General features: G+C 70.4%; 14 protein-coding genes and 2 pseudogenes. 7 read left to right on the top strand and 9 right to left on the bottom strand.

All coding sequences use genetic code 11. The features are described 5' to 3' along the window. Window positions 1-37: 37 nt before the first annotated feature. Window positions 38-814 carry a class I SAM-dependent methyltransferase gene (locus tag OG395_RS57640; protein WP_327250111.1) on the bottom strand — a complete coding sequence of 259 codons (777 nt, stop codon included), beginning with the start codon at window positions 812-814 and terminating at the stop codon, window positions 38-40. A gap of 190 nt (window positions 815-1004) precedes the next feature. Then, the gene (locus OG395_RS57645; protein ID WP_327250112.1) at window positions 1005-1592 is read right to left on the bottom strand and encodes a molybdopterin-dependent oxidoreductase; all 588 of its coding nucleotides are present in this window, start codon (window positions 1590-1592) and stop codon (window positions 1005-1007) included. A 355-nt stretch (window positions 1593-1947) separates the two neighbouring features. Here OG395_RS57645 and OG395_RS57650 point away from each other — a divergent pair, with 355 nt between their 5' ends. From OG395_RS57650 to OG395_RS57670, 5 genes are all read left to right on the top strand, one after another. Next, entirely contained in the window at window positions 1948-2832 is an 885-nt protein-coding gene (locus OG395_RS57650; protein ID WP_327250113.1) for a hypothetical protein, read from the top strand. A gap of 2 nt (window positions 2833-2834) precedes the next feature. After that, on the top strand, window positions 2835-3269 hold the full coding sequence (locus OG395_RS57655) for a hypothetical protein (protein WP_327250114.1): 435 nt from the start codon (window positions 2835-2837) through the stop codon (window positions 3267-3269). A gap of 81 nt (window positions 3270-3350) precedes the next feature. Beyond that, window positions 3351-4514: an IS701 family transposase gene (locus OG395_RS57660; protein WP_327250175.1), complete on the top strand. Its 1164-nt coding sequence runs from the start codon at window positions 3351-3353 to the stop codon at window positions 4512-4514. A 1356-nt stretch (window positions 4515-5870) separates the two neighbouring features. Then, window positions 5871-6113: a type II toxin-antitoxin system VapB family antitoxin gene (locus OG395_RS57665; RefSeq protein ID WP_327250115.1), complete on the top strand. Its 243-nt coding sequence runs from the start codon at window positions 5871-5873 to the stop codon at window positions 6111-6113. Continuing rightward, window positions 6113-6532 (top strand): PIN domain nuclease, encoded by a 420-nt coding sequence (locus tag OG395_RS57670; protein ID WP_327250116.1) that lies wholly within the window; start codon window positions 6113-6115, stop codon window positions 6530-6532. The genes OG395_RS57665 and OG395_RS57670 overlap by 1 nt, the downstream gene beginning before the upstream one ends. Window positions 6533-6769: 237 nt before the next feature. On the opposite strand, the gene OG395_RS57675 is transcribed toward OG395_RS57670, so the two are convergent. From OG395_RS57675 to OG395_RS57700, 6 genes and pseudogenes are all read right to left on the bottom strand, one after another. Beyond that, window positions 6770-8077, bottom strand: a complete 1308-nt coding sequence (locus tag OG395_RS57675; RefSeq protein WP_266753053.1) for a DUF2399 domain-containing protein — start codon at window positions 8075-8077, stop codon at window positions 6770-6772. Next, window positions 8067-12230: a TIGR02680 family protein gene (locus OG395_RS57680; RefSeq protein WP_327250117.1), complete on the bottom strand. Its 4164-nt coding sequence runs from the start codon at window positions 12228-12230 to the stop codon at window positions 8067-8069. The genes OG395_RS57675 and OG395_RS57680 overlap by 11 nt, the downstream gene beginning before the upstream one ends. After that, the gene (locus OG395_RS57685) at window positions 12227-13702 is read right to left on the bottom strand and encodes a TIGR02678 family protein (RefSeq protein WP_266753049.1); all 1476 of its coding nucleotides are present in this window, start codon (window positions 13700-13702) and stop codon (window positions 12227-12229) included. Before OG395_RS57685 ends, OG395_RS57680 begins: the two co-directional genes overlap by 4 nt. Before the next feature lie 118 nt (window positions 13703-13820). After that, the gene (locus tag OG395_RS57690; RefSeq protein ID WP_266753048.1) at window positions 13821-15353 is read right to left on the bottom strand and encodes a TIGR02677 family protein; all 1533 of its coding nucleotides are present in this window, start codon (window positions 15351-15353) and stop codon (window positions 13821-13823) included. 157 nt (window positions 15354-15510) lie between these two features. Continuing rightward, the gene (locus OG395_RS57695) at window positions 15511-15897 is read right to left on the bottom strand and encodes a hypothetical protein (protein ID WP_327250118.1); all 387 of its coding nucleotides are present in this window, start codon (window positions 15895-15897) and stop codon (window positions 15511-15513) included. 91 nt (window positions 15898-15988) lie between these two features. After that, window positions 15989-16279 (bottom strand): annotated as a pseudogene (locus OG395_RS57700) (transposase); the annotation flags it as partial. 116 nt (window positions 16280-16395) lie between these two features. Between OG395_RS57700 and OG395_RS57705 the strand changes: the two are divergent. Further along, a complete protein-coding gene (locus OG395_RS57705) occupies window positions 16396-17670 on the top strand; it encodes an ISL3 family transposase (RefSeq protein ID WP_327250119.1) in 1275 nt (424 codons plus the stop codon). Window positions 17671-17699: 29 nt separating this feature from the next. On the opposite strand, the pseudogene OG395_RS57710 reads toward OG395_RS57705, so the two are convergent. Continuing rightward, a pseudogene (locus tag OG395_RS57710) lies at window positions 17700-18452 on the bottom strand (IS256 family transposase); the annotation flags it as partial. A gap of 129 nt (window positions 18453-18581) precedes the next feature. Here OG395_RS57710 and OG395_RS57715 point away from each other — a divergent pair. Next, on the top strand, window positions 18582-19202 hold the full coding sequence (locus tag OG395_RS57715; RefSeq protein WP_327250120.1) for a Mu transposase C-terminal domain-containing protein: 621 nt from the start codon (window positions 18582-18584) through the stop codon (window positions 19200-19202). The last annotated feature ends 66 nt before the right edge of the window (window positions 19203-19268 follow it).

Below are 19268 nucleotides of genomic sequence, written 5' to 3' on the forward strand. Positions count from 1 at the left end.
GTGCTGGCAGATACCTGAGCCGGGGCTTTGCTGTTGGTCAGGGGGTTGCGTGAAGGAGGACGAGGGATCCGTTGTAGGTGGGACGGTTGCGGAGGTGGCCGAAGGCTTCGTCCCAGGTGCCTGAGCCGAGGGCGCGGCGCAGGGAGGTGTCGAAGGCTTGGCGGGCGTGGTCGTCGATGAAGCTCCAGGCTGAGCAGGCTTGTCGGGCTGCGGGGTTGAGGAGGAGTTCGGGGCGGCCGTAATAGGCCTCGTTGAAGCCGTCGGTGCAGTCCAGCGGGATGGGGATGGGCTGGATGGTGGTGGTGCCGCCGAGAGCGGCGGTGATTTGGTCGAGGGGCGGGTAGCGGCGGGCTTCGGTGTCGAGGACGTCGGGGGCGTACTCGTAAAGCCAGAAGTCGCGTACGCGGGCTGGGTCGCAGGTCAGTACGACGACGGGGCCGCGGGTGACGCGTCGCATCTCGCGTAGTCCGGTGGTGGCGTCGGACCACTGGTGGACGCTGAAGAGGGTCATCGATGCGTCGAAGTGTCCGTCGGGGAAGGGGAGGTCTTCGGCGACGGCTTCTACGGCGGTGGCGAGTTCGGCCGGCCGCTGGGCTCGCATGGCCAGTGAGGGTTCGACCGCGGTGATCGTGTGCGCGGCGGTCTCGTACGATCCGGTGCCCGCACCGACGTTGAGGACGGTGCGCGCATCGCCGAGGGCCTGGGCGATGACGTGGGCGATGCGTTCGTCGGGGCGGCGCCAAGCGGCGTAGCCGGCACCGATGGTGCCGTAGTCGACGTCGCCGACGCTGCCGTCGTGGGTGCGCATGACCATGAGGGACCTCGCCTTGTGGGTCTGGCCGGGGCGGCGGCATCCGCATCCCGGACAACGCTCCCCATTTTGCATCTGCCATGCGCGATCTCATAGATCGTGGGCACATGCTTGGCTGAACGACCAAGAAGAGTGGCAGATGAGGTGTCGCTCTTGGAGGTTTGGTCGGCGTGTGCCTGGGGTTTGCCCGTGACTAGGGGCCGTCGTCCTCCTGATAGGAGTGGCGTTGGCCGGCCCAGGGGTCGGCGATGTTGTGGTAGCCGCGTTCCTCCCAGAACCCGCGGCGGTCCTGCGTCATGTACTCGATGCCGCGCAGCCATTTGGGGCCCTTGTAGCCGAAAGGGTGCGGGACCACCAGACGCAGGGGGAAGCCGTGTTCGACGGTGAGCGGCTCGTCGTCGTGATGGGTGGCCATGACAGTGGTGTCAGCGATGAAGTCGCTCAGGCGCAGGTTCGCGCTGTACCCGTACTCGGCCCAGGCCATGACGTGGGACACACCTGCGGCGGGCGGGGCAAGGTCCAGCAGGGTGCGGGCCGGCACGCCGAAGAACGTGTGGCCGGTGGTGCTGGTGCCTGAGGCGCAGTGCAGGTCCGCGTGCACGGTGATCTTTGGCATGGTGGCGACTTCATCGAACGTCCAGGAGTGGGTCCGCCCGCTCACGGTCGCGCCGAACACCTGCAGGTTCCACCGGTCCGGGCGGAAGCGGGGCACCGGCCCGTAGTGCGAGACGGGCCACCCTTTGGCCAGGCGCTGCCCCGGCGGCAGCATGCCTTCCTTCATGACTCAGCCCCATCAATTGCCTCGTCCGCAGATGTAAGGGCAAATCCTATGTCAGGCCAACAGAGGCCAGCACTATGGGTGAAAAAGGGTCGTATCTGCCGCATGACGCGCCGCATCACGGACGCTCTCGGGTAAGCCGAAGGGGAACCTGGGCAAGCCGCCCTCCGCGACGGCTTGCCCACCTTCAGCTGCGTGCTGCTGCCCATCGCCAAGGGCCCGACACGTCCTTCGAGGCCCTGGAGCCGTCGGCCCTGTGCGTCGCTCGTCCGGGCCGGGTGTCGCCGAACGTTCCCGCCTGTCCTGTGGGCCTTGATGTACTGGACTGTCGGAGCTGGGCGAAGCAGGGGAGCGGGACGTGGCCGCGTACAGCAGGGGTCACACCGGGCGCGTGAAGGACTTCAAGGACTTCGAATGGGTCGTGTGGCGCCTCGAGGTCCAGGACCCATCGCAGCTCGCGGGCGAGGATCCGGACCTGGACGAGCGCACCCAGGAGACGATGACGGAGCTGGCCGCCTCACTGGGCTGCGCGTACGACCACTGCGTCGACTACGACTCCTACGACGACGAAACGCCGTATTACGCCTGGTGGGTCCGCCTGCCCGCAGCCGAGCATGCCCGACTTGACAAGGACGGCCTGCCGCTGGCCATCGGCCCGCTGCGCCAGTACCTGACCACCCAGCTTCCCGACGGTTTGAAGTGGGAGATCACGCCGGACCGCGAGCTGACGTACGACCACGCCGGCAGCGTGGCCATGCGGGCCGCCTACGACGATCTGATCGCCCCGTTCGAGCGCGCCCTGATCCCCCTGCGCGTGGACGGGGCTGATGCTCTCGATCCGCGGGCGAAGGTCTGGAAGTGGGAGGAGAACCTCCTGGTCGGAACGTTCGACCTGTGGCTGTGCAACGACCCGGACCACCCGCACACCTGGATCGTCGTCACCGTCGGCCTGTGGGCCGAACCGCAGCTCTTCGGCGAAGCGCCCGCAGCCCGCCTCGGCCACTTCGACTTCACCCCGCACCACCCGCTGCTCTTCCTGCCCCGCCCGTCAGCCCCGGCGACCTTCACCGCCCGCATCACTTCCGGCTCTTTCCCCCGCACGGGCACCTCCAGGACGAAGGCCGCCGACGCCATCGGGACAGCTCACCAGTGGACGGCCAACGACCCCGACGTCCTGGCCGAGCGGGTCGCCCGCGACATCAAGCTGCTGTGGCCGCACCTCACGGGCCCGGAAAGGAGCTGACGATGGCCTCGTACGCGAAGGACCCGCGCTGCACCGCCATGGCCGAAGCCCTCGTGCCCCTGCTGCGCCGCAACTGCCCGGAAGGTGCCGGTGGATTCGGGGGCTCGTACCAGGTGAATCTGGATGACGAGGAGGCCGTCGGATTGGGTGGGGTGGAACTGATCCGGGCCGCGATGCGTAAAGCCGCCCGGCGCCTCGGCTGGAAGGTCACCACGATCGGGATGATCGGCACCCGCCACGGCACCATGGTCGTCGTCCAGGACGTGCGCGAGGTGCCCGAGGAGCACCAGGCCGTCCTCAACGACGCCATGAACGACCGGATGCGAACCGCGCTGCACAAGGTGTGGGGCGAGCAGGGCCCGGCCCCTGTCCAGCGCGGCTCGGTGGCATTGATGACTCAGGAGTTCCGCGCGGCCGTTGCCACGGGCAGCGCCTAATACTGCAACCGCATGTGGCGTGACGGGTCGTCGTCTTGGTCGTTGGGCTGACTGTGTGATGAATCGCTGACGGTCGCGCAGATCGAGGACTGGTCCGATGGGATAGCCGGGCTTCATGCCCGGTTTGCGGGACGTTTTGGCCGGTCGGAGCCACGTGAGCGGGCGTTGGACTACCTGTCCACGTTGCTCGCGCCGCTGGAAAGGAAGAATGGGTGGACGCTGGCTGAGCAGGCTGGCCAGCGTCGCCCGGACGGTTTCCAGCGGCTGCTGAACTTCGCCGACTGGGACGAGCACGCGGTCCGCGACGATGTGCGCGACTTCATCGTCGAGACGATCGGCAGCAAGGACGCGGTACTGATCGGGGACGACACCGGCTTCCTGAAGAAGGGCGTCAAGTCGGCCGGGGTCCAGAGGCAGTACTCCGGAACGGCCGGGCGCACGGAGAACTGCCAGATCGGCACGTTCCTGGCCTACGCCTCCGCCGCAGGCCGGGCCTTGATCGACCGCGAGCTGTATATCCCCGTCTCCTGGACGGATGACAGGGAACGGTGCCGGGCGGCCGGGATCGGTGACGAGGTGCCCTTCGCCACGAAGATCGAGCACTTCAAGTGGATGCTGCAACGCGCGATCGACGCACGCGTCCCTTTCGCCTGGGTCACCGCGGATGAGGCATACGGCCAGGTCAAACACATGCGGGCCTGGCTGGAGGAACGACACGTCGCCTACGTCCTGGCCACCAAGGTCAACGACACCGTGCCCACCACCGGCGGCACGGACGCCGAGGTCCGCGACCTGGTCACCGCCGTGCCCCGGCAGGCATGGAAACGGATCTCCGCTGGTGCGGGCGCGCACGGCCAGCGGTTCTACGACTGGGCCCGGATCGCAATCCGCCCGGCATGGGAGGACGGCTTCGGGCACTGGGTCCTGGCCCGCCGCAGCATCAGCGACCCCACCGAGATCGCCTACTACGTCTGCTACGGCCCCGTCGCCTCCCGGCTGAAAGACCTGGTCAGGACCGCTGGCGCACGTTGGCAGGTGGAGGAATGCTTCCAGATCGCGAAGGGAGAGTGCGGTCTGGACCACTACCAGGTCCGTCTCTACCGGGCCTGGTACCGGCACATCACCCTGGCAATGGCCGCCCTCGCCTACCTGACCGCCATCCGCGCCGCAGAAGCCGCAAAAGGGGCAGCGGAAACGACGAGCAAGACCTCATACCCCTCAGCGTCCCGGAGATCCGCCGACTGATCGGGCACGTCGTCATCACGCCCCACTGCCATTCCAACGAGCACCGTCTGCACTGGTCACACTTCCGACGCCGCAGCCAAGCCCGAGCCCGCCGCTGCCACTACCAACGCCGAGGCCATGACCCCCACATGCGGTTGCAGTACTAACGCTGTACCGGGGCCTGGGCGGCTTGGGCGAAGTGCAGCACGACGGCCCTTGGCTCCGGCTGCGACCTCGTCGGAGAGGACATTGCTGCGCGGAAGCGGCAACAGCGCCTCGGGCAAGTCGTCCGTCGTGCCTGCCCGGGCGCGGTCCGCTCCTGCTCGACCACCACGCCTGCCGGGTCCGCGTCCGGCCGGCCCCGGCGGAGACGGCCGTGCCCGTGCACCGGCAGGCGGCGGCTGTTGCCCGTACCGCGGGGCGAGGCCGGTAGGCCGCATTAATGTTGCTGCATCACCATAAGGCACACCCCGCAAAACCGCAGCGCAGACTTGGATGCACTTTCGGACCCCTCGTTGTCATACCAGCCGATTCGCTGCCAGAGCCAAGGACGCCAACAACACCCAGCAGCTTCGGGATTCGAACCCGAGACCTACGCATTACGAGACCATGAGCGATCATGTCGTCTGGTGCCGCGTCGTGCTGCTGGGTGACGTTCAGCCTGATCAGAGCATGTACGGTCGGTTGTCCTGTGCCGTCTCGTATGACGTCGTCCAAGGGCGTCCGGCCACCGGGCGGCCACCGGCAGCGCCACGGCCACTGGCACTGACCGCCTCCACGCACCCAGCACACCCGTTGTGGCAACCCCACAAGCGACCGAGGCCCCGCCCCAAGTGCCCTGCCTACGAATCCTGCAGGGGCCGGCATCGACAATGACAGCAGCAATCCCGCGTCGCTTCCTCACGCGTGGGAGTGCTCCCGTGGACCTGCGGCGGCGTCCTTGACAGTCGCTGGTTCGCCCAAACGAGTGAGTGCCCGTTAGTAATCCGTTACTGCCGTCGGCTGCGTCCATCAGTCACGTCCGTATGCGACGCAGCCCCAGAAAGACCGATGGCCCGGCTGTCGCGTCGAATGAGCCCCAGGTTCCACTGCACTGGTGGCGTGCCGCCCGGTGGGACGGGGCCGTTATAGCTGGTCAGACATGGTGCAGGAGAGCTTGGATCCGCTCGAACGCGGTCGTGATCGCGTTGGCCGAAGGCCAGTGGGCTGGCGAGGCGGAGCCAGCGGCGGTGGTGGTGACGATCTGGGCGGCGGAAGAGAACAGCCGCAGCGGGAGGCGTTTAGGTTCCCAGTAGACGCAAGGAGAGAAATGACATCGTTGCACACGTAAAGATGGTATCGTTTAGTTCTGGCTACGACCGTCTGGGAGGTGCCTTCGTGGCCCGTACCGTGATCGATCTCGACGAAGACATGGTTAGCGAGGCCATGCGCATCTTCGGCACCAAGACAAAGGCCAAAGCCGTCCGCCTGGCCATGGAGGACGCCGTCAAGCGGCACCTGCGGCAGGAGGGCTTCGATGCCATGGACGCCGGCGAGTTCGACTTCAGCGAGATCATCGAGAGCACCGGCCCCCGCAACGCCGACGGAACCCTCAAGCACCACGGCGGCCAGGCCGCCTGATGCAAGACCGCTACCTGATCGATAAGTCTGCTCTCGCCCGCTGGACGAAACCCAGCGTCCGAGAAGTACTGAAACCGCTCCACGAACGCTACCTGCTCGCCGTCTGTCAGCCCACCGAATACGAGATGATCCACTCAGCCCGGGACAACGCAGAGGCAACGCGCATCAGCACCTGGCTCCACGCCTTCGACTACCTGCACGCCGAGGACGACGCCTTCGCCCGCGCACTGGAGGTTCAGCGGCACGCACTCAACGCGGGCTTCCACCGCGCCCTGTCACTCCCCGACCTTCTCATCGCCGCCACCGCCGAACTGAACCGCGTGACGGTTCTCCACTACGACGGCGACTTCGACATGATCGCCTCCCTCACCGGCCAACCCACCGAATGGGTCACACCGCCCGGCAGCGCCGACCACTGAGCACGTTGGCGAAGCACTCACAAGACCTGTGCACAGCCGGCCTCACTGCCGGTCGCTGACCGACGCGCGAGAGCGGCGACGGCTGATCCGTTTCACTCGGCGCCGGACGACGACACGCACCTCGTCGAGCACAAGACCGTCCTGTCGACATCGCACAGGACCGCGATACCTCACCTCGAGAGCGCGTCACCCTCGTCCAATGTGACTCCGCCAGATCGGGGGTTCGCCTTGGCAGTGCTAGCGGGTGAGGTCGGACAGGAGAATGGGCAGAAGGCGTTCCTCCATGACCGTGCTGCCCGACTCCCGCATGACACGGGCCAGTTCGGGGTCCCAGGGGCTGGCCGTGGGCGGTCCCGCAAGCGGTGTGGACTCGCCCTTGCCGAGTGCCGCCGTGTAGTCGGCGGCGGTCATCCGCCAGGGGCGGGCACCGTGGCGGGCCACGGCGTCCGCGGTGATGCGCAGGCCGGCCCAGTCGAAGTCGGCGCGCCAGTGCAGCCGGGCTCCCGCGCGTACGGCGTCGCCGAGCAGTTTGTGGCAGGCGGCGGACGGGATGCCCTCGGTGCAGACGAGGGCGGCGCCGGTGTCCTGGGCTTCGCCGGCCGCGGCGCGCAGTACGGCCGGGTTCTCGCAGACGAAGATGGTGCGGGCGGCGGGGACGACGGGGTCGGTGGCGAGCTGGTAGAGGGTGAGCCGGAAGGGAATTCCGAAGTCGGCGGCATCGCGCAGCCAGTCGCAGACCACCGTGTCGCCCTCGGCCCCGATGTTGAGGACGAGTACCTGGCTGGCGAGATCGTCGGCGATGGCTCCGGCGCTCTCCCACAGTGCGCGCCGCCCGGTCCGGTCGCGCGGTACGACAGAACCGCCGCCGGTGCGCTGGGCGAGGGCGCGCAGGACGAGCTGTTCGAGCGGGGTGCCGGAAACGAGGGCCTTGGTGTCGCCGGTGGCCCACTCGGCGAGGACCGGAAGCGGCAGGACGCCGATCGGGTGCGGGGGAAGCCAGCTCTGGTCACCTGGGAGCCGGTCCGGGGAGCCGGGGAGTCGGTCCCCGTCACCGGGGAGCCTTTCCAGGACGCGTACCGCCGCGTCGAGGAGGGGTGCGTCCCCGCGGCGTACGAGACGGGTGAGGGTGCCGTCGGCCGCGATCTGCTCCAGCCAGGCCGCGAACCACCCCTGCCCGGCGAGCCGGCTGGAATGGGCGGACTTCAGGGCCTGTTCGCGGCGCGCTTCCTCGTCGGCCCGTTCGGCCGGCCGGTCACGCAGCGGGCCGTACAGCAGGCCGAGGGTCGCAAGCAGACCGGTGCCGTAGCGATCGTGCAGATACCCGTCCAGGTCACTCAGGGGTACGGCGAGCCGCTTGGCCGTCTCGGGCCGGTAGCGGCCGGTGATGCCGATGACGGTGCGGCGTTCGGCCTCACTGGCTCCCGCGAGCCCGATGTCGCCGTCGATCGCGCCGCCGGTGCGCTCCAGCCTGCGGCGGGCGGCGGCGAGCAGTCGGGCCCATCCCTCGTCCCGCAGTTCGTCGTATTCACGCCGCTCAGCCGGCAACCGCGGCCTCCTCGGGCATCGGGACGCGCCGGGTGCCGGGCGAGCCGAGGGCGGCGGTGAGATCGCCGGTGTCGTCGGCGAGGAGCCGGTCGCCGTCCCAGACGAGCAGCAGCGCGGAGACGGTGTGATCGACGGCGGTGTGCGCGAGGTCGTAGTGGGCCGCGGCGGACACGGAGGCGTGGGCGGCCCACAGGTCGTAGCCGGTCATGAACAGGTCGAGGTCGAACTGGGCGGCCAGCGACATGAGTTCGCCGCGTCCGGTGTCGTCCACGCCCGCGAAGGCCTCGTCGAGGGCGAGCAGGCGCGGGGCGTGCGGGTCGGCGGAGTTGAGCATGGCGTGCGCGGCGGCGAACAGCGGCAGGTGCAGCGACACTGACTGCTCACCGCCCGACAGTCGGCTGTGCCGGGCGCGGGTGAGCCTCTCCTCCGTCTTTCCGGACTCGCCGGGCCGTACCAGCTGGAACGCGAACTGCCGCCAGCGCCGGTAGTCGAGGACCTCGGCGAGGAGTTCGCGGTAGGGCTGGTCGCGGTGGCGGGCGCGGGCGGTCTTGATCTGCGCGGCGAAGTGGGTGCGCACCCGGGCGAGACCATCGGGGCCGAGGCGGGCCGCGTCAGCGTCGAGGAGGGTGCAGACGGCGCGCTGCTCGTCGTCGAGATGGTCGGCGAGCAGCCAGCTCACACCGACCGTGGTCCCTGATGACATCGTGCGCCTGCGCATGTCGGTGTTCATCCGCCTGATCAAGTCACGGGCGTCGACGGTACGGTCGTGGATCTGCTGGGCAAGCCGGGTGAGCAGGGCGTCCTCCAGGATCCGCTGCTCGGAATCGGAGAGCAGTTCGGCCTGGTCACGACGGTGCGCGGCGATCTTCTGGGCGAAGGCGGCGACGGGCAGCAGGCCCTCCTCGTCGGCCACGCGTACGACGATGACCCCGTCGGAGCCGTCCCATTCGGGCCGGTAGTCCTGTCCGGCTGCGGCAAGCTGCGCCTGCAGGTCGTCCAGGGCCTTGGTGAGACGGGTGACGGACTGCTTGAGGCTGGATTCGGTGGGGGTAAGGTCGCGGGTCGCGGACAGGATCGCCTCGTGTACGGCGATCACGGCCGGCGGTAGGGCCTCGCCGGCCCAGTCGGCCTCCTGGGCGGGCCAGGCGAGGCCGGGCGGGCAGCGCAGGATGTCAAGGAGTTCACGGGCGGCGTACGGGCACAGGCCGCGGGCGGTGTCCTTCTCCTCCACCGCGGCCACCGACCCGGCTTCGGCCCCGGCCGTACGGCGGGCCTCGGCCGCGGCGGTGCCCGCGATCGCGGCGTGCTGGGCCGCGCGAGCCGCCTCGGCCTCCCTGACCAGGGTGTCGATCCCGTCCTCGGCCTCCCGCACCTGGCGCATCACCTCCTGCGCCTCGGCCCCGACTGCCTCCTGGAGGGCCTGGAGTCCCGCGGCCTCCTCGGTATGCCTGCGGCGCGCCGCGCGCTCGGTGTCCAGCGCCGCCTCCTCGTCCTCGGCGGCGGCGGTGAGCCGATCGGCGCCTGCCTGGGCGGCCTCGGTCTGGCGGGCGTGTTCGCGGCGGCGGGCGGTGAGTTCGCGTACCGCCGTCTCGAAAGCGCGGGTGGCGGTCTCGACGGCGTCGAGGCGTTCGATCTCGATGGCGTGCTCAGCCGCGGTGCGGCGCAGGGCGCGCTCGGCGACCGAGCAGGCGGCCACCGACTCGTCGTAGGAAGCCTGGGAGGCGTCGGCGGCGTCGCGGGTGGCGCGCAGCCTCGCCGCGGCCTTGTCGAGTTCGCGCAGTGCCTGTGTGATGGCGGTGGTGCGGGGCAGGCCGGCGCGGGCGGCGGCGTACGCGTCGAGTGCGGCGTCCCTGCGGGCCTGCGCGTGTGCCAACTCGTCGAGTTGGGCGGAGAGTTCCGCCAGCAGCGTTTCGCAGGCTGCGATCCGGGCGGCGCGCCGGCGCGCGCGGGCGGTGGCGCCGACGTACTCGGCGTGCTCCTTGGTGTGGGCACCGACCAGGACACCGGCCGCGTACCGGCCGTCGGGGCTGATCTGTGGGATCCCGGTGTCGAGGTCGCCGGTGACGGCGACGGAGCGCAGTACGGCGGTGATCCGCGCGGCCGGGATCGCGGCGTTGTCCTCGGGGTTCTCGGGGTTCTCGGGGCGCAGGAGGTCGGCGAGGCTCGGTCCGCTCACCGGGGCACCGGCGCGGAGGTAGCCGTCGCTGTGCCCGGCCGTCACGGGAGTGTCCTCGGTGGTGAGGAGGGCGTCGAGGAGGCCCGATGCCTCCAAGGCCGCTTCCAGGCCCGCCCGCTGACGATCCGTCAGCTCGTCATCGAAGTCGACGAGTTGCCACAGCGGCACGCCGCCATCGGGCGCCCGGCCGGCGGTGCGGCCGCGGGCCGGGGGCGGGGCGTCGTCGTGTTCGGCGGCGATCCGGTCGCGTTCGGCCCCGGTCTCGGCAAGGCGGCGCTCGACGTCGGTGCGCCGGCCGCGCAGGGAGGCGAGGGTGTCGCGCAGTTCCTGCACGGCGGGAGCAGTGGCCTCGGTGAAGGCGTCGGCAAGCGTGGGCGCATCGGCCTCGCCGGTGCGTTCGAGGGCTTCGGCGATTTCGTCGGCACCCTCCCCAAGCCTTCGGCCGGGGGGATCCCCATCCCGCTCCGCTTCGGCCAGGAGCGCGCCGTGTGCCTCCGTCCACTGTCCGAGCGCCGTACGGGCCTGTTCGCGGGCGGATTCGAGGGCCGACCCGGCGGCCGCTTCGGCGGTCTCGGCTGCGGCGACGGCCTCCTGCGCGCGGTCGAGCGAGACCCGGGCGAGGTCACGGGTCTGCTCGGTCCCGCGTGCCGCCTGCTGGGCTCCACGCACGGCTCGAACGCCCTCATGGCGGGCGGCGGCGAGCGCGGCGGAGCGTTCGGCGAGGCGGGCGGGCCCGGCGTCGGCCGGGGTCCAGGGGAGGCCGGCGGTGTGGGCGTGCTCGGCGACGGTGGCGGCGTCCCGGGAGACGGCGGCGTCGAGTTCGGCGGCGAGCCGGGCGGCGTGTTCGGCCTCGGCGCGGGCGCGGCCGGTGGCGGCCGTGCGGCGTTCGCGTTCGGCGGCCGCTTGCAGCGCGGTCTGCTCGCAGGTGCGCACCAGGCGTTCCAGGTCGGCCAGTTGCTCGATGGCCTGGTAGGCGGCGGAGGTGCGCAGCTGGTCGAGACGAGCGCGCTGGGCGGCGAGCGAGGCGTCGGCCGACTCGGCGCGCGTCTCGGCGGCGGCCTGCTGTTCGCGGGCCGCCGCCAGGTCCGCGGCGGCGGTGCGCAGGGCTGCGGTGCGCTCGGCGGTTTCGGTGCGGCGGGCGGTGAGCCTGTCCGCGGCGGTGCGGGCGTGGACCCGCAGATAGGTGGAGTAGCTCGCGAGGAAGGCTCGGGTGGCGTCGTCGGCGGCGGCCAGCCCCTCCAGGGTGCGCTGCACGGACTCCATGTCGTCGAAGGAGCGGGCCGCCTCGGCGATCAGGTCGTCGTCGAGCGGGCGCAGGCCCGCGGTGAGGGTGTCGGAGAGCTTGGCCGGATCGAGGTTCTTGGCGAGCTGCGGGCGGCGCAACGTGAGGATCAGGGTGAGCAGCTGCTCGTACCGCTCCCGGCCGAGGCCGAACAGGCGCTGGTCGACGGCGGCGCGGTAGTCGGCCGTGGAGGCGATCAGCTCACGTCCGAGCTCGGCGGCGAGCTGCTTCTTCGTCATCGGCCGGTCGTCGTCCGTCAGAAGGGAGAAGTCCTCGCCGACGCGGCCCTCGGCGACGAAGTGCCAACGAGCCGGGGTGTCGCGGTGCCGCTGGGCGTGCAGCCCGATGCCACAGGTGACGGCCTCGCCCGTCTCCCGGTGGGTGAACTCGATCCAGACGTAGCCGAGCGCGCTGTCCTGCCCGCGGAAGAGCAGGTTGGACTTCATCGTGCGGTCCTCGGCGGCGAACGGGTTGAGCCGCTTGGGATCGATACGCCCGTCGAGGACGAACGGGAAGAGGACTTCCAGGGCCTTGGTCTTACCGGATCCGTTGGGGCCGCGCAGCACCAGCCAGCCGTCGGCGAAGGAGAACTCCTCGTCCCGGTAGTCCCACAGGTTGATGATCCCGGCACGGGTGGGGACATATCGGGCAGACGGGGCGGGGGTGTCGCCCGGGGTGGGAGCGAGAGTGCTCACGGAGTCGGGTCCTTGGCGGTGTCGTCGGCGAACAGGGTGGTCTGGGCGGGCAGCTGGACCGGAGACAGGGCCGGCGGGCGGGACACGGTACGGGTCTTCACCCGGGCGGTGACCCCGCGGTAGCGGGCGAGCAGGGGAAGGGCCAGGGCTCCTCCGTCGACCCGGACGATCAGCGACATGGCGGCCAGCAGGTCGAGAGCCTGGTCGAGCAGCCGGTCCGGGTCGCCACGCAGATCGGCCGCGAAGCCCGCACCGTACTCGCCGGTGATCTCCTTGAGCCTGCCCCGGAGCCAGGAGTCCGTGACGAAGGGATACCGGGCCTCCCCCCGCTCCTCCCCTGCCTCGTCGTGCGTCTCATACGCCTCATACTGCTCATACGTCTCGTACGCGGCCGCCGCGTCAGGCTCGTCGGGCGCGGCGAACTCGGCGATCACCGAGCGCGTCGGCAGAGCGCCGTCGATACGCCGGGCGCGGGCCGCGAGGCGTTCGGCGGCGGTGGGCGCGGGCAGCAGTTCGAGGGCGTGGCGTCCGGAACGCCGCACGGCGGCGCTGATCCGGGCGGCAAGCAGCAGCGCGGCTTGCGCAACGGTTCCGCCGCCGGGGAAGCGGATGTCGGACAGCCTGCCGGAGGTGTCGATGAGCGCCACTCCCTCGGCTCGCCGCTCCACCGTCAGCCCGGTCAGGCGCTCCAGGTCCTCGGCGAGGGCGGGGGCCCGCAGCTGGCCCAGGAGTTCGGTGTCGGCGTCGGCGTAGTACGCGACCGGGTTCTCCAGCACCAGGCGGCGGGCGCGGCGGGCCTGGTCGCGGCGCTGGGCGGCGCGGCCGGCGGACATGCCCAGCGCGCCTGCGGAGTCGAGGAGCGCGGTGACAGAGGTCAGGTGCTGCAGGACGCGGGTCGGGTGGTGGACGGCGGTGAGGATCTCGCGGTCGATGTCGTACAGGGCCTCGGCGCGCTCGGGATCGCCGGCCCAGGCGGTGGCGGAACCGTCGGCGAGGGTGAGCGCGCCGCGTTCGGTGAGCCAGGTGACGGCGTCGACGAAGGCGTCCCGGTCGGGTTTGCGTGCGGTGTCGAGCCCGAGTCCGTCGATGCGTACGGCGTCGGCGGCGACCGCGTCGGCCAGCTCGCCCAGCGCCACCTGCGCGCCGTGGCGGCCCAGGGCCGCGAGGGTGAGGACGAGGTAGGCGTAGCGGCGGCGGTCGAAGGGGCGGCCCGCACGGGTGAGGGCCGGGCGGGTGGCGTCCAGGCCGTCCTGGGCGCGCTGCAGCCGGGCGGTGTCGGCGGTGGTGACGAGCCGGTAGCCAAGCATCTCCATCAGATCGGTGCGCAGCTGCCCGGACCAGCGACGCACGGTCGCCAGCGCCGTCTTGTCCGGATACCCGGGCGTGACCAGCGAATGCCGAAGTACGAGCCGTACCGCCTTCTGGTAGTCGGCGAGTTCGAGAGGGGAGACGCCCTCGGCGACGCGGCTCACGCTGTCCTGCCTTGCTCGTGGGGCGTACTGTCCACCGGATCCCGTCGCACTTCCCTCGGGCTACCCTTCGTACGGCTGGTCGTGAGGTCCATGGGCCCCAGGACGCCGGGGAATGCCTTCATGTGGTGACCTCCAGGCGCAGCCCGTCGAGATGGAGGCGGCCACGCACGGTGTCGACGGTGGTGGAGCCCTCGGCGGGGGCGAGGGTGAGACGTACTCCGTGGGCGGATCCGGCGGCGGCGGTGACCAGGCGGCTGGCGGGGACACGGGCGGCGAGCGCCACGTCCAGCAGGGCGAGCAGGGCGCGCGTCTCAGGCTCGTCGAGCATCCGGCCGTACACGCCGTCGGATGCGAGGGCGTTCGCGGCACCGCGGCGCTCGGCCTGCTCCTTCAGTTGCTCGGCACGGAGCAGGGCCCGCCGGTCGTCGTTGCGTTCGATGCGGCCGGGGCCGTGCAGGGCGGGGGTGCGGCCGGACTGGACCAGGGTGCGGGCGAGTTCGACCGGTTCGGCATCCCACCAGGACGTACGCCCGGGGATCTGCTCGGGATCGGCGTACGGGACGGCGATGTGGCGGGGTGCGCCGAGCCCGAAGACGGCCTGGAACAGGGCGTGCGCGTCCTTGTCGCTCTCGCATGAGGTGAACCACTGGGCGAGGTGGCGTAGTTGGCTCTCCCGGCTCACCCCGCCCCGGCGTGCCTCGGTGACGCGGCGCAGCAGGGCGAGGACGGAGCGGATCGCGGTGACGGTGGCGTCCTGCAGCCGCTCGGTCTCGCTGTGCTCGCGCTCCGCGAACCAGTGGACGATGCCGTCCCACCGGTGCCGCCAGTCCGCCAGGCGCTCGGCGGGGCTGCGGAAGAGCCGCTCGTCGGCCTCGGCCGCGTACTCGATCATGCGGTCCACACCGGTGGCCGCGGCCTTCTCGACGGCCTCGGCGAGCAGCGGGGCGTAGCGGCCGAGCTCGGCGGTGAACTCCCGCATGTGGGCGAGGAGCGTGTCCTTGTGGGCGAGGAACACCTCGGGCCGGGTGTCGTTGGTGCGGGCCAGGTCGCCCAGCATGAGGTAGAAGCGGGCGGCGCGCTGCGCCATCTCGTTCAGCACGGAGTCGAGACGGCCCAGCTTGCGGTACACCTCCTCGGCGTCGCCCGCGACGTTGGCCTCGGCCAGCGCGTGCAGGTCGCCGAGAATGTCGGGGAAGACGAGGCGGGAGAGCTGGGCGTCCTCAAGGCGCGCGCCGAGTACGTCCTCCACGGCCCGGTAGGCCCGGTATCCGGCCTGGGTGAACTGGTACACGTAGTGGCGGTTGCGGTACTCGGCCAGGTTCGCGGCGCGCGTCCCGTCGTACGACCGGTCCAGGATCTGCCAGTCCGCGAGTGCGTCGAGCAGCGGCTGAACGCCGGCCGACCCGCCGACAGCGCCCGCGGCGGGATGATCGGCTGCGAGCCGCTCCACCAGTCCCACCGCGTCCGAAGCGTGCAGCAGCACCTGGTAATTGGCGCGCCCGCGGTCGAAGGCGCGCAGCAGCCACAGGTATTCGTGGCGCTTCTCGGCGGCGGCGAAGTGGAACAGCCGCAGCCGGTCGTCGAGGGAGAACGCATCGATGCCGAACGCGCCCTCGTCGGCGGGCTCCGGGGCGTCGGGCTCGTCACTCACGGATCCTGCGGCCTCTCTTGCTCCGGGTGGTACACGCTGTCTCGGCTGGTACGCGTCCGGCTGGACACCACCGGAATCCGTACCAGTGTGCCGCACCCCGACCGGCGCGGGTAAGTCGCGCCCCGCACCGCACCACCTGCGCTACCATGCGCCCTTCTCACACCCCCGACCGGGCGGCGGCCGCCGCAGGGACCCGCCCGGCGGCCGGCTCAGCGGCGGATCGCGGTGTACGCCCCCCGAGCCACCCCGTCGCCAGCCGGTCACCGTTGGTGAAGACGGCCGCCGCCGTTGCCGGACGGGCCGTCGGAAGCAGGAGCAGGGTGTTCTCCACGCCGTCGCCGATGTGCAGGGTGGTGGTCGCGCCGTTCCACAGCCGGATCACCAAGCCCGCCGGGGCCGCTACCCGGACCCTATCCTCCCGAAGGTCCAGGCGGACGCCAGTGGCGCGCTCCGCGAGCAGGGCTTGGTAACGGGCTGGGGTCAGGGCGCAGTCGCCCGAGCGTGACCCACGCCCGCCGACCTGTCCGGCCAGATGCTGGTCCATCTCGAGGTTGTCAATTCCTTTGTGTATGTCGTGATGCGTGTTCTTGCTGGTCGGGCCCGTGGGGTGGTTACTGAGGGTGATCTTGCTGGGGTCAGAGGGGGAGGCGGTCAGGGAAGGCGAGCATGAAGTGGTTCATGGCGCGCTTCCAGCCGAGGGTGCCGGTGCCCCGGACGCGGCCTTGGGGGATGGGGCCGTCGCCGTCGATGTGCCGGCCCTCGATGCGGCGGATGCCGAGGTAGAGGAGCTTGATGGCGGCGTCGTCGGAGGGGAAGTGGCCGCGGGTCTTGGTGATCTTGCGGAGCTGGTAGTTCAGGGATTCGATCGCGTTGGTGGTGTAGATCACGCGACGGATGTCGCGGTCGAAGGCGAGGAAGGGGATGAAATCCGGCTCTCCTGTCGCTTCCGTGGGTCGCTGACCAGGGCTGATACGCAGAACACGCCGTAGCCCGGCTACGTTTCGACTTGCGACAGTACGAAACGGAAGAACCTGGATACGGCGTGCGATCTGCAAGCATATGGACTCGGCTGCTCGGAGTCGAACACACGGTGGTCGCGTCGGTCGAGGCCGAGGAGGGCAACGGCGCGGAGGCGGGCCCCTGGGATGTGGTGATCGTGGCCCATGCCCGCCCGGCGAAGAGGCGGCGGCAGCGGTGCGGGGTCTGCGGTCGCCGGTGCGCCCGGTTCGACAACGGCGAGGGCCGCCGGCGCTGGCGTGCCCTGGACCTGGGGGTGGTCCGGGCGTTCATCGAGGCCGACGCGCCGCGGGTATCCTGTCCCCAGCACGGTGTGGTCGTCGCCCACGTGCCCTGGGCCCGCCACGGTGCCGGGCACACCCTGGCCTTCGACGACACGGTGGCCTGGCTGGCCACGCACTGCTCGAAGACCACGGTGGTCCAACTGCTGAGGATCGGCTGGCGCACGGTCGGCGGCATCTGCGCCCGCGTGTGGTCGGACGTCGAACAGCGCGTGGACCTGCTCGCGGGCCTTACCCGGGTCGGCATCGACGAGATCTCCTACAAGCGGCACCACAAGTACCTGACCGTGGTGGTCGACCACGACAGCGGCCGGCTCGTGTGGGCGGCGGCCGGCCGGGACAAGGAGACACTGCGGTCCTTCTTCGACCTGCTCGGACCTGAACGCTCCGCGAAGATCACCCACGTGTCCGCGGATGCCGCCGACTGGATAGCGAAGGTAGTCGCCGAGCGCTGCCCGCAGGCGGTGCGGGTGATGGACCCGTTCCACGTCGTGCAGTGGGCCACCGACGCCCTGGACACCGTGCGCCGCGAGGTCTGGAACGCCGAGCGCGGCGGCAAGGGCCGCGCCACCCCGGGCTCGAAGTCACTGAAGAAGGCCCGCTGGGCCCTGTGGAAACGCCCTGAGGACCTCACCGAACACCAGCGCGCGCAACTGGAGTTCATCGCGAAAGCCCACCCCGACCTGCACCGCGCATACCTGCTCAAGGAGGCCCTTCGCCTGGCGTTGAAGTCCGGCCCCGACACCCCCGAGGCCCTCCTCGACTGGGTGTCTTGGGCCCGCCGCTCCCGACTGGAGCCCTTCGTCAAGCTGCAACGGGCCATCGTCAAGCACTGGGACGCCATCACGGCGGCAGCCGAGCACTCCATGAGCAACGGGATCGTGGAGAGCATCAACACCAAGATCCGCCTGATCACCCGCATGGCCTTCGGCTTCAAGGACCCCGCAGCGCTCATCGCACTGGCCATGCTCAGCCTCGGCGGCCACCGACCCCACCTACCAGGGCGTCAAGCTGCATGAACCTACCCACGGAAGCGACAGGAGAGCCAGAAATCCTCCCAGGCCCGCTCCCAACTGGCAATCAAACCAGGGTAGTTCTTGCCGTAGTTCGCCCTCAGCTCGTCCAGGGCGGACAGCGCCTCGGACTCGGTCGCGGCCGTGTAGATGGGTTTGAGGGCGGCGGCGACCTTCTTGCGGTCGCTGTAGGAGACGTACTTCATCGACGCCCGGATCAGGTGGGTCACGCAGGTCTGGACCAGGGCTTTGTCCCAGACGGTGTTGATGGCCTCGGGCAGGCCGGTCAGGCCGTCGCAGCACACGATCAGCGCATCGCGCAGGCCGCGGTTCTTCAGCTGGCTGAGCACGTTCAGCCAGAACTTCGAGCCTTCGGTGTCCTGGATCCAGATGCCCAGGACGTTCTTGATGCCGTCGACGTCGACGCCGATGACCAGGTGGGCGGACTTGTTGGTGACCATGCCGCCGTCGCGGACCTTCACGCTGAGTGCGTCCACCGGGCCGACCTCGGTGGTCACGGTCTTGGACCGGTGGCCGTTGCGGTAATTCTCCCGGCCGCCCTCGACCCGTTCACCGCGCTCGTGTCCGAGGTGGTCGGTCAGCTCACCCTCCAGCGCGGACTCCAGCACCTTGCGCGTCAGCTCCGCCAGAAGGCCGCCCTCGCCGGTCAGCTTCACTCCGCCGGCCTGGGCCCGGGCCACCAGTTCGGCAACCAGACCGTCATCCACAGCATCCAGCGCACCCACGGCGGCCTCCCCGGCCTTGATGTCACTCATCACGTCAGTCATCAACTGTCGCTTCCAGCTCGGGAGTTACACCGGTTACCGTACAGACCCACTCGTAGGACCGGCCGTGCCACGGATGAAACGGATGCGTGACCCGCACAAGTCGCTCCGCACCATGCGGATCGGGAGCATTTGACGGTTCGGTCCAAGGGCACGGTGGAGGGGTTGAACCGGGCGGTGGAGTCGATGTTCCTTGCCGCTCTGCCCGGCTACGTCCGCCAGCCGCGCCCGGGCCGGCGCCGGGCACGGCCGAAGGACGAGGTGCTGTTGGGGTTCGAGGACTTCACCGCCCGCTTGTTGGACTGGGTGGCGTGGTGGAACACCTTCCACCACCCCGGGCCTTTGAAGGGCAGGTCCCCGCTTGAGGTGTGGGAGGCCGATCCGACGCCGCTGCGTGAGATCGGCGCGGATGAGTTGTGGACGTTCACCTTGGAGGACGACGGCCGTACCCGGGTGGTCTCCACCAAGGGCATCCGCTTCAGGAACCGGGACTACGTGGGGCTGTGGATGACGGGCGAGGCGGGTCTCCGGGTCCGGGTGCGTTTCATGCCGCACCACGATCACCGCATCGAGGTGTTCGACGCCGCCACCGGCCGCTACCTGGGCCCTGCGACCCTCGCTGACCAAGCCAGACGACGTCCCGGACGACGAGGACTACACCCGGCGCTGGGTTCTGGCATGGATCGACGACCGCGGCTGGTTTACCTTCCTGGAGCCCGGCCCGGGCGAGTCCCTCGGCTCGTGCGTCAGTGAACTGCCGTCCTCGCTGATGGAGCTGCCCGAGGACGTCGCGGTCGCCGTCGCCGCCGCCCGCACCGC

It is taken from the genome of Streptomyces sp. NBC_01320 (assembly GCF_035974375.1).
Taxonomy (GTDB): Bacteria; Actinomycetota; Actinomycetes; order Streptomycetales; family Streptomycetaceae; genus Streptomyces; species Streptomyces yanii.